Origin of the sequence: Pseudoalteromonas fuliginea, from assembly GCF_000690055.1 — a bacterium.
GTDB lineage: Bacteria > Pseudomonadota > Gammaproteobacteria > Enterobacterales > Alteromonadaceae > Pseudoalteromonas > Pseudoalteromonas fuliginea.
The window spans coordinates 66,458-77,176 of sequence record NZ_JJNZ01000003.1 but is presented as its reverse complement, the minus strand read 5'-3'; the positions used below and the strand labels follow the sequence as shown (position 1 = coordinate 77,176).

The 10,719-nt window shown below is 39.5% G+C and carries 8 protein-coding genes; 4 read left to right on the top strand and 4 right to left on the bottom strand.

Annotated elements, in window-relative coordinates:
- Window positions 1–121 precede the first annotated feature (121 nt).
- The 3 genes from DC53_RS19110 to coaBC all read right to left on the bottom strand — a co-directional run bounded on the left by DC53_RS19110 (window position 122) and on the right by coaBC (window position 4,923).
- Window positions 122–2,890 (bottom strand): S9 family peptidase, encoded by a 2,769-nt coding sequence (locus DC53_RS19110; protein WP_033028360.1) that lies wholly within the window; start codon window positions 2,888–2,890, stop codon window positions 122–124.
- 140 nt (window positions 2,891–3,030) lie between these two features.
- Entirely contained in the window at window positions 3,031–3,618 is a 588-nt protein-coding gene (gene slmA / locus DC53_RS19115) for a nucleoid occlusion factor SlmA (protein ID WP_007378613.1), read from the bottom strand.
- 111 nt (window positions 3,619–3,729) lie between these two features.
- Window positions 3,730–4,923 (bottom strand): bifunctional phosphopantothenoylcysteine decarboxylase/phosphopantothenate--cysteine ligase CoaBC, encoded by a 1,194-nt coding sequence (coaBC, locus tag DC53_RS19120; protein WP_033028359.1) that lies wholly within the window; start codon window positions 4,921–4,923, stop codon window positions 3,730–3,732.
- 142 nt (window positions 4,924–5,065) lie between these two features.
- On the opposite strand from coaBC, the gene radC reads away from it, so the two are divergent.
- The 3 genes from radC (at window position 5,066) to rpmG (ending at window position 6,415) form a co-directional block, all read left to right on the top strand.
- Window positions 5,066–5,740: a RadC family protein gene (radC, locus tag DC53_RS19125; RefSeq protein WP_007378615.1), complete on the top strand. Its 675-nt coding sequence runs from the start codon at window positions 5,066–5,068 to the stop codon at window positions 5,738–5,740.
- A 271-nt stretch (window positions 5,741–6,011) separates the two neighbouring features.
- A complete protein-coding gene (gene rpmB, locus DC53_RS19130; protein ID WP_004335549.1) occupies window positions 6,012–6,248 on the top strand; it encodes a 50S ribosomal protein L28 in 237 nt (78 codons plus the stop codon).
- An 11-nt stretch (window positions 6,249–6,259) separates the two neighbouring features.
- Window positions 6,260–6,415 (top strand): 50S ribosomal protein L33, encoded by a 156-nt coding sequence (gene rpmG, locus DC53_RS19135; protein WP_004335545.1) that lies wholly within the window; start codon window positions 6,260–6,262, stop codon window positions 6,413–6,415.
- Window positions 6,416–7,281: 866 nt separating this feature from the next.
- On the opposite strand, the gene DC53_RS19140 is transcribed toward rpmG, so the two are convergent.
- On the bottom strand, window positions 7,282–9,072 hold the full coding sequence (locus tag DC53_RS19140) for a S8 family peptidase (RefSeq protein WP_033028358.1): 1,791 nt from the start codon (window positions 9,070–9,072) through the stop codon (window positions 7,282–7,284).
- Window positions 9,073–9,380: 308 nt separating this feature from the next.
- On the opposite strand from DC53_RS19140, the gene DC53_RS19145 reads away from it, so the two are divergent.
- Window positions 9,381–10,565, top strand: a complete 1,185-nt coding sequence (locus DC53_RS19145; RefSeq protein ID WP_007378617.1) for a BaiN/RdsA family NAD(P)/FAD-dependent oxidoreductase — start codon at window positions 9,381–9,383, stop codon at window positions 10,563–10,565.
- The last annotated feature ends 154 nt before the right edge of the window (window positions 10,566–10,719 follow it).

The following is a 10,719-nucleotide window of genomic DNA, read 5'->3' as shown; positions in this document are numbered from 1 at the left end:
GGCAATTGCTCCCTGCATTGCTCTACCTCCTGCATCCATGCAGTCGTAAATAAAAAATTTTTAACGACGTTATAGTGCAATTTAATTCGTTAAATTGATCAAATATTTATGCTGGTTGGTACTACTCTTTAATAAAGGCCTCACCTTCAACCATCCATTTAGCAGCAGGTTTACCTTTTAAGTAATGATCAAAATACTGCATCATACGCACAGAAAAGTCGACCTGATTAGGAAACTTTTTCAAATGATGCGGTTCGCCTTCGTACTGCAAGAAGGTGGCGTTCTTTCCTGCACGACGAAGTGCTAAATAATACTGGACGCTTTCATGCCAAGGTACGGCATCATCTTTATCACCAGACATTATCAAAATAGGCGTATTCACTTTGTCTGCAAAAAACACCGGTGAGTTTTCTATGTACAGATCTGGTGCTTCAAATAAGTTTTTACCTATACGGCTTTGCCCTGTTTCGTATTGGAATTGACGAGCAAGCCCCGATTTTAATCGAATGCCGCTATAAGCACTGGTCATGTTTGATACTGGTGCACCTGATACAACCGCTTTGAACATATCTGTTTGGGTTATCATAAACGCACTTTGATAACCTGCCCATGAGTGCCCTTGTAAGCCAATTTTGTTTTTATCAGCTATACCTAAATCAATAAGCTTTTGGGTGGCGTTTATCATGGTTTGCGTTGACGATTTACCCGGGTGACCTATTTCAAAGCGAATATCAGGTAAAAATACCGCATAACCGTTTGAGGTAAACATAGGAAAATTAGGGCGATGGTTTAATTCCATTTTTGGAAAGTCATACATACGCTGGCTCATGTAACGGTAAAAATACACAACCACAGGTACTTTATCGCCTTTTTTATAGCCCGCTGGTTTTATTAGTACGCCTTGTAAGTCTTCGCCATCAAAACCTTTATAGCTTATTAGTTCTGGCTTTTCGCCCCATGCAAAATTACTAATTTGTGGGTTTAGCGTGGTCACTTGTTTTGGTGCGCTAAAGCTAAAATCAGTTTGGTAGTAATCAGGAAATTGGCTATAAGTTTGCGAGATAAATAAGTACTTGTCAGCCTTTTTGGCTTTTTTAACTATATCAAAGCGTTTATTACCGCTAAGCACCTTAGTTAGTGTGTTAGTGGTTAAGTCGAGCTTTGCAACTTCGCTTTGTTTAGTTTGTAAGTTAATAGCAGAGACAAGTAATGTATCGCCTTTTTTAAAGCCCACTTGGGTTTTATCAAGCTTAATAACACGGTACTGCGTATTGCTTTGCTTACCATTAGTTAGGCGTTTAGCTTGCTGCGTTTTTACGTCAAACGCCCAAATATCGTATTTACTATAAGCAAGTATTTGGCTGCTATCGGTCATCCAACCAGCAAAACCATAACCAGGTTGAGTAGACGGGTAGTCGTGTTTATCATCAGCAAAGGTTGCCTGAATCGCTTTTGTAAGCGGTGTTACTTTATTATTTTTTAAATCTTTTAACTGTATTTGGCTGTCGTTAAAGTAAGCTGCAAATTCACCGTTTGGTGCAAGGCTTGGTCTAAACGGATAGTTGCTAATAATGGGAGTTTGTTTACCGGTGTTTATATTTACTGCAAAGTAATCAGCAAAAAAACCGCCGTACATTATTTTTTCTAGGTAGGGGATGTTAGATGAGCCAAGTAAAGATACATCTCGCTGAGGGTTTAGTGCAACCTCAGGCATATTAGTGGTACTGAGCTGTACCACTTTTTGCGAGTTAACGTGATATACCGCGCTGTAATGGCGGTTTTTATTAACTTCGTTCCATTGCTGTGCTTCACGCGGTTTTATTTGCGCATCGTTGTTGTGCCATACATCTAAACCTTTATGTTCACGTATGGTATCAAAGTCGTACAATGAGGCTTCGTCGGTATATTCTTTGGCTTTTACTTTAGCTGCTAATTTTGGATGGTTTTCAAAATATAAGCGCTCGCCATTTTCTGACCATTTAAGGGATGCTGTTTTACCTAGCGTCCATGCTTTATTAGGTGAATCTATAGTTGCAAGCTTCTCGTTTTTATATAGCTGTAAAGTGTAGCTTCGACGGCGCGAGTCATCATTTACATAGTTACCCAATGTAAATGCTGCAATATTGTCAGTTGGGTGCCACGCTATTTTATTTGCGATTACGCCCGGTTCATCAATTAATGCACTGCTATTAAAGTCACTTAGCTCAATTAACGCTATTTGGTTGTTATTACCGTCGCTGTAACTTTGACTCACTAATAGCTGGCTGTTAGCTGAGTTAATTGCGTAGCTAAATACGTTTTCTATTGTATGGCTGCGTTTATCAGATAAATTTACGATAACAAGTGGATAGCTCTTATCTTTTTTATCGGGCGTGATAGCGTTGTCTTCTTCGTTTTTAGTGCTATCGGATTTATCTTCTACTTTTGCGTCATCGTCTTTTTTATTTAAACGATAAGCAAGCCACATACCATCATCAGATAACGTGTAATCTTTTACATCAGCAAAGCTTTGTTGAGCACCTGATTGTGTGTTTACGAGTACCAGATTGTTTTTAAGTGTGTCTTTTTTTTTGGTTGTTTCTTTTTCAAGTAAGGTAGGTACTTGTGTAAAAGCGACCCAGTTAGCGGCTTTATTAATATGAGGCTTTGTACCGCGTTCTACTTCTGCGATGAGTGTATTGCTTTGTAGTGAGTAAACTTGGCCAGTTGCATTTCCACGATACGGCGTTGCACTAAAAGTGAGTACTTGGCCATTGTCAGATAGTTGCGTGCTTTTAGCTGATTTAAAACTAAATACGTCTTTAAATTGTAGCGATTCTTTGGCGTGTATGCCGGTGCTAGTTAAGCTGGCAATGAGTGCCGTGCTTAATAAGGTGAGTTTTGTTTTCATTATTGATTCTCGTATTATGACATTGTTTCATTGTAACGAGTTTGGTTCATAATTCGAGCGGATCAGATAAATGGCAGCTATATACGATAAAACGACCCGTAGGTCGTTTTATCGTATTTAATTTATTAATTTAGCAAACATTACAGCCAAATTTTTTGTAGCTCAAGCCATTGTTTTTCAAATTGAGTACTTGGTTTAACTTTAAAGTCGCTACGTACAAACTGATTCATTTTTCCTTCAACGTAAGCAAGTAAAAAGTTTGCAAGCGTAAGCTCATCACTTTGAAAATTTTTACCTTCACGAAGCTTTCTCTCACGAAGTACTTGTTTAAACTGAGTTTCTAGTTTTTCAAAAAAACTTTGTACACGCTCACGTAATCGCTCTTGTTCACCTTGCAGAGCATCGCCAGTTAGAATACGTGTAATACCTGGGTTTTTTTCAGCAAATGTGAGTAGCAGCAATAAAATATTATATATACGTGCTTGGCTTTCTTTTTCGTTTTCTAAAATAAGGTTAATGCGCGATAAAAGAGTATCTTCAATAAACTCAATTAAGCCCTCAAACATACGTGCTTTGCTCGGAAAGTGGCGATATAGCGCAGCTTCAGATACACCTACCTCAGCAGCTAGCTTAGCTGTAGTGATTCGTTGCCCAGGGCTGGTTTCTAGCATTTGTGCGAGTGCTTGCAGTATTTGCTCTTTGCGATTACTTCTTTTTGTCGCAGGCATGAACATTCCTTTTTATTAGTTATTCTTAGTGGCGCAGTTAAGAACCCTAGTCATTTTTTGTTCAAATGAATGGCGTATGTTAATGTTTTATTCAGTTTGTTTCCAGCCTTTTTATAGATGTTTGGCCAGCTGTTCGATCACCTTGCGAGCTATTTCTATTTTACTTGTAGTTGGTAATTCTAGTTGTTCGTTATGCCAGTACAGTGTTAAAGCATTATGATCGGAATTAAACCCTAAGCCACTTTTTGATACGTCATTAGCGCAAATCATATCTAGATTTTTATTCTTTAGTTTACCTTTAGCATAGCTTTCTACATTTTGAGTTTCGGCAGCAAACCCTACTGTATAAGGGCGGTTTTGCTTAAGATTAGCAACAGCAGCAATTACGTCAGGGTTTTTAGTTAAAGTCAGTGTGAGTTCGTCGCCTTGCTTTTTCATTTTTTGAGTCGCAATGTTTGCAGCTCGGTAATCTGCAACAGCAGCACAGCCAATAAATGCATCTGATTGTGGCGCGTAAGCAAGTGATTCAGTTAATAACTGCTCAGCGCTTTCTATATTAATAAGATTTGCGCCAGTAGGGGCTTTTATAGCTACAGGGCCTGAAATTAAGTTAACCTTTGCGCCAAGTAATAAAGCCGCTTCTGCAAGTGCGTAGCCCATCTTCCCTGAGCTGTGATTTGATATAAAACGCACCGGATCGAGTGGCTCTCGCGTTGGACCTGCTGTTATTGTAATTGTTTTGCCAACAAGCAGTTGTGGGTGCTCTTTTGTAATACATAGCTGGACAAGTTCATGTGGCTCTAGCATGCGTCCTGCGCCAACATCGCCACAAGCTTGCTCGCCTTTGCCTGGCCCCCAAATAAGTACGTTACGTGCCTTTAGCGTTGCCAAGTTAGCCTGTGTGGCTGCGTGGGCATACATTTGTTGATTCATTGCTGGCGCAACAGCTACTTTTGCAGGTGTCGCCAGTAGCAGCGTAGTTAGTAAATCATCAGCAATACCAGCGACCATTTTGGCGATAATATTACACGTTGCAGGAGCAACTAAAATTAGATCAGCCCATTTTGCAAATTCAATATGGCCCATTGCAGCTTCGGCTGAAGGGTCTAATAATGAATCTGAGACAATTTCGCCGCTTACAGCTTGCATAGTCAATGGTGTAATAAAGTGCTTAGCGGATTCAGTCATGACTACTTTTACTTCACAACCAGAATCTTTTAATCGCCTTACTAGCTCAGCGCATTTATAAGCCGCAATACCACCGCTAATGCCAAGTACAATTTTTTTGTTCGTTAAAGTGATCATGGTTGTTTATCAGTCTTATTTAATATTGTGTCTAAAATAACAAATCTTTGCTTATTGAGCTAAGTTTTAATACTAAAATAACGGGCAAAATTTGAATTTTGCATTACATTTATAGAACACTTTTGCTCCTCAAGGATGAATAATGCAACTCACTGCACTACCTAATTCGCTTCGCCCTCGTGAAAAGCTCATTGAAAAAGGGGCCAAAGCATTAAGTGATGCAGAGCTTCTAGCTATATTTTTACGTACTGGGTTACCGGGTATGAATGTTATTGAGCTGGCTCAACATTTATTGAATGAAAATAAAACACTGCATAATTTATTTAACGCCAGTATTGAAGAGTTTTGCTCTCAAAAGGGATTAGGAACTGCTAAGTATGTGCAGCTACAAGCTGTACTTGAGTTAAGTCAACGTTACATGCAGGAACGTTGCCAACGAGACGCCGTATTTAATTCGCCAAATTCAGTCTACGATTATCTAACAATTCAAATGCGTGGTTTGCAGCAAGAAGTGTTTATGGTGTTATATCTCGATAGTCAAAATCGTTTAGTTAAAGACGAAATACTTTTTTATGGCACAATTAATTCTGCCAGTGTTTATCCGCGTGAAGTGGTAAAGGCTGCGCTAAAGAATAATGCGGCTGCTGTTATTTTTGCCCATAATCACCCAAGTGGCATTGCAGAGCCAAGCCAAGCAGATAAACTCATCACTAATAAATTACAACAAGCGCTGCAATTGGTCGACATAAGTGTGCTCGATCACATCATTGTTGGCGGTGAAACTTGTGTTTCGTTTGCTGAGCGAGGCCTAATTTAGCTCCTTAGATAGATAAATGTGCTAAAAATGAGCTGTTTAATACATTTTGGCAAATTAGTTTAATTTAAATGCAGTTTTTACTTTCCCTAAGGGCATTCGATCTTTATAATTGGCCGCTATCAAATTTACATATGAGCTGGTTGGATAGATCAGTATTTGATCTTTGCCTGTAAAAGCTGTATAAAGAGCGCCCTTCGATTTATCTCTAGGGCAGAAATACACGGCCTTAGATTAAATTAAGCTCGAGCGAAGTTATTGGAGATATATAGACATGTCTAAAGTATGTCAAGTTACAGGTAAGCGTCCAGCGGTTGGTAATCACCGTTCACACGCGAGAAACGCGACTAGACGTCGTTTCCTACCTAACCTACAAACACACCGTTTTTGGGTTGAAAGTGAAAAACGTTTTGTAACATTACGCACTACTACTAAAGGTATGCGTATTATCGATAAAAAAGGCATCGACACGGTTCTTACAGAAATCCGTGCTCGCGGCGTTAAAGTTTAAGGATCTGAATCATGCGCGATAAAATCCGTTTAGTTTCAACTGCCGGTACTGGTTTTTTCTACACTACTGACAAAAACAAACGTAACATGCCTGAGAAGATGGAAATCAAAAAGTTTGATCCAAAGATTCGTAAACATGTTCTTTTTAAAGAAGCTAAAATTAAGTAATTTTAGTTCTTCTTTTAGAATGTAAAAACCCAGCCTAGGCTGGGTTTTTTGTTTTTGTGGTTAAGTAATTTAATATTGGTTTGAATAATTAACTAACCTGAACTCTGCTTGAGATAGATTTATTATCCAGAGTTCAGGTTAATTACATAGCTTTAATTTCTTAATTATACTAATTTTCTGGGGTCTGTTGATCTTTGCGGATTAAAATTTATTCAAACTAGGGGCTATTTAATCGCGGCGCGAAATTTGTAACCTAGTGGGCTCGGTAACTGCTCCTGCTCACGCCCTTACCTACATCCATGCAGGCAACAAAGAGTAAATAGCCCCTAGGAAGAATCCTTTGGGCAGCGCCTGTTTGGTATTAATGCTACGTTATCGCCCATTTATGGGGAATAACCACACTGCATAGGCTCTGCCTTGCCTAAATACCAAACAGAATGCTGCAAATTCAACCTTGAAAGAACAACATACCCTAATTAAGTGATCTACTTTGGGGTGAGAAAACCGTGTTGATAACAAGGCAAAAATTTCGTTATTTAGTTGTCCTATATCAGAAATTTTTAACACAGTTAGCGTCAGATTTAATACCCCAAATTGATTAAGTATTATTGCGGATTGGTATTACTCACCGTATTAAAAATGATTCATAGTCGGCTGTATGGATGTAGGAGATAAAGTAAGGCACTGCGTAATTAGTGATAACAACTATATGTCATACCTCGCCTTGTTATTGCGCAACTATCTTATCGTTAAATAAACCCATATAAGCAGATTGGCATAATCCGAGTTGCTATAAATTGTTTTTAAATAAAAAAAGGCCAAGCTTTTCAGCTTGACCTTTGCTCTCAGGGAGTTGTTTCAATAAATTATGGCTGATATTGTCCGGTAAGAGTTAAGCCAGAGAATGTGCTGTAAGCGTTAACGCTTAAATGCCATGTTCCTGCTTGTGGGCTTGAGAATGTACATGTTTCAGCGTTACCATTTTTATATGGACGGCAGTCGTAACTTGATGCTGTTGGTTGGCTACCAAATTTAACAAATAAGTCAGCATCGCCAGTCCCACCTGATGTTGTTACGGTAAATGTAGACATACCGGCAGGTACATCTAGGGTGTAATGTTTCCATTGACCAGCATTAGCACTTACATCACTTACTGAGCCACCACCGGCTGCAGGTGGTGTTGTTGTCGTACCGCCACTTGCTGCAGCAACAGCGGCTGCTGCATCTACAATACCAGTACCACAGTTATTACATGAAGCTGGGAATGAACGCGTTGTCGATTTTAGAATATTTTCTATTTCATCAGGCGTAGCATTTGGTTTGGCTTGCTTAATAAGTGCTGCAACACCAGCAACATGAGGAGCTGCCATAGATGTACCTTGTGAAAAACCGTAGCTATCACTTGAAGGTGTTGACGAGCCTGTATTATAAGTTGATAGAACGCCTTCAGAGTCGTTTGCAAAACTTTGTGCGCCGCCAGGTGCTGCAACATCAATATTGCTACCGTAGTTTGAGTAATAAGCGCGACCGCCGTTGCGCCCAACCGATGCTACGTTTACTACACCGCTACAGTTACCTGGATTATAGTTTGCTGAGTTGTCGTTATCGTTACCAGCAGCAATAACCACAACAGTGCCATTGCTACGTGCTGTGTTAATCGCATTTTGCGTTGTAGAACTACATGAACCGCTGCCACCTAAACTCATGTTAATTACATCTGCAGGGTTTGAGTTTGCAGGAACGCCTGAAACACTTCCACCTGATGCCCAAATAATGCCGTCAGCAATGTCAGATGTTAAACCACCACACTTACCAAGCACACGAACAGGAACTACTTTTGCATTATAAGCAACGCCAGCAACACCTTCACCATTATTAGTGACAGCAGCAACTGTGCCAGCAACATGCGTACCATGCCAGCTAGAGTTTTGTGCACCGTTAGAACCACATTCATTTGCTGCAACCGCATCGCCAGGATCGCGAGCATCGCTATCACGACCACCGCCATCATTTGCTACCGACAAGTTAGAAATCATATCGTAACCAGGGAGAATATTTGCATTCAAATCAGCATGAGGGCGGTAGCCTGTATCAAGCACCGCGACCACTACGCCAGTACCTGTTGCTGTATCCCATGCTGCTGGCAAGTTTAGACCACCCGCTTGCTCGTAGTAATGCCATTGATCATCAAAGCGAGGATCATTAGGTGTCGAAAAAGGTTGCAACATTTGATCGACTTCAATGTATTCAACATTGCCAGAAGCAATAACGTCTTGCATAAACTCTTGCGCTTCGGCTGCATTTAGCTTCTTGTCTGCACGCATAACATGGTGATTATTAAGTGCCATTGCACGTACATATTTACCTTTTACCTTCCCTTTTTTAGACGAAAAGTTTTTAACAAAACGTTGAGCGCGTTGTTTCATATTTGATGAGTTAGCGCTCGCTGTTGAAAAAGTGGCTATTTCATTACTGTTATTTTTATATTTAATAATGAATTGGGTTTCAAAACCGCTTTGGATTTGTAGTTTTGCTGTGGTTTCAGCCATTGAAGGAGCAATTGCTTGAGCTGGATTTGCCATACTTGATGTTGCTGAAAAAAGCGTACTTACAGTTAAAGCTATAGCGCACTTTTGAAAAGTTTTTCTTGTTGTCATAATTTTTCCTAGATTTTATTAGTAATTTCGTGATTAATGCTCACGATGTAGGAACAAAGGTAAAGTATTTGTTAATAAAGTTAAAGTGTTAATTTCGTTTTATGTATTTTGTTTGGTTATAACTAAGAACTTTAATGATTTTTTAATACTTTTATCGTTGTTTTTAGGGTGTTTCGTGCTTTTTATGATTTGTTAATATTATTGGTTGTTTTTCTGGTTTATTTTGTTGCGTTATTATTGATAATGATTGCGCGCTGTTTGTTGTTAAACTTTGCTATAATCGAAAAAAATTTTAACGAGATAAATAAATGACCCAAGTAGATGTAATAGTAATAGGTGCGGGAGCTGCAGGATTAATGTGTGCAGCGCAAGCAGGATACCGTGGCCGAAGCGTTACAGTACTTGATATGGGGAAAAAACCAGGTCGTAAAATTTTAATAAGTGGTGGTGGGCGTTGTAATTTTACAAATGAAAATGCAACCCCCGATAACTACTTATGCGCAAATGCTCATTTTGTTAAATCATGTTTAAGTCGCTATACACAGCATGACTTTATTGAGCTGGTGGACAGGCACGGATTAGCGTATCACCATAAAACACTAGGCCAGCTATTTTGCGATAACAATGCACAAGACATTGTTGATATTTTACTGACCGAATGTGAGTGGGCAGGGGTAAATATAAAGCTACGCAATGAAGTGATCAGCGTATCAAAAACCGAAACCGGCTATAGCGTTACCACAGAGCAAGAAACCTTAAGCTGTGAGTCGTTAGTTATAGCATCAGGTGGCTTAACTATGCCAAAACTAGGGGCTACACCAATAGGCTATAAAATTGCAGAGCAGTTTGGCTTAAGCGTGTTACCAACTATGGCTGCACTTGTACCGTTTACTTTGCATCAGCATGATAAAGAGCGTTTTGAAGGGCTCTCGGGAATTAGCATTCCATGTGAAGTTTCAAGCGAAGACGGCACCGTATTTAAAGAAAATATCCTCTTTACTCACCGAGGGTTATCGGGCCCAGCAATATTGCAAATAAGCTCATTTTGGCGAGCAGGGCAGGCTGTAGCTATAAACCTATTACCTGAAATTGATTTAAGGCAGCAACTTGCTGATTGGCGAGAAACGCAAGCCCAAAAGTCGTTAAAAAATAGCCTTGCAACTATTTTACCTAAACGCTTTATAGAAATACTGCACGAAAGCAAAGCGATACCAGATTGTAATATTAATCAGCTTACCCATGCTCAAATAGATGAGTTAGTAAATTATATTCACGCTTGGCAAATTAAACCCAATGGCACAGAAGGCTATAGAACAGCAGAAGTAACATTGGGCGGTGTAGATACCGACGAGTTGAGCTCAAAAACCTTTGAAGCTAAAAAAGCCAAAGGCCTATACTTTATAGGCGAAGTAACTGACGTAACGGGTTGGTTAGGGGGCTACAATTTTCAGTATGCGTGGAGCTGTGGATTTGCTTGTGGGCAGTATGCATAGGCTGAGTCTCAAGAACGTAAACAGAGACAATTAGAACTAATCAAGGACAAATGTAGAATTAAGTGAGGACAATTTGAAGCAAGTCAACTGCGACTTCATTATAAATAGCCTAATAGTGAATTCAGCTATGATGAAATGTATTAAACATCACCTG

Excerpts from the sequence above, each read along its gene's own strand:
- DC53_RS19140 (WP_033028358.1), bottom strand. The coding sequence starts at position 9,072 with ATGACAACAAGAAAAACTTTTCAAAAGTGCGCTATAGCTTTAACTGTA.
- coaBC (WP_033028359.1), bottom strand. The coding sequence starts at position 4,923 with ATGATCACTTTAACGAACAAAAAAATTGTACTTGGCATTAGCGGTGGT.
- DC53_RS19110 (WP_033028360.1), bottom strand. The coding sequence starts at position 2,890 with ATGAAAACAAAACTCACCTTATTAAGCACGGCACTCATTGCCAGCTTA.
- rpmG (WP_004335545.1), top strand. The coding sequence starts at position 6,260 with ATGCGCGATAAAATCCGTTTAGTTTCAACTGCCGGTACTGGTTTTTTC.
- DC53_RS19145 (WP_007378617.1), top strand. The coding sequence starts at position 9,381 with ATGACCCAAGTAGATGTAATAGTAATAGGTGCGGGAGCTGCAGGATTA.
- slmA (WP_007378613.1), bottom strand. The coding sequence starts at position 3,618 with ATGCCTGCGACAAAAAGAAGTAATCGCAAAGAGCAAATACTGCAAGCA.
- radC (WP_007378615.1), top strand. The coding sequence starts at position 5,066 with ATGCAACTCACTGCACTACCTAATTCGCTTCGCCCTCGTGAAAAGCTC.
- rpmB (WP_004335549.1), top strand. The coding sequence starts at position 6,012 with ATGTCTAAAGTATGTCAAGTTACAGGTAAGCGTCCAGCGGTTGGTAAT.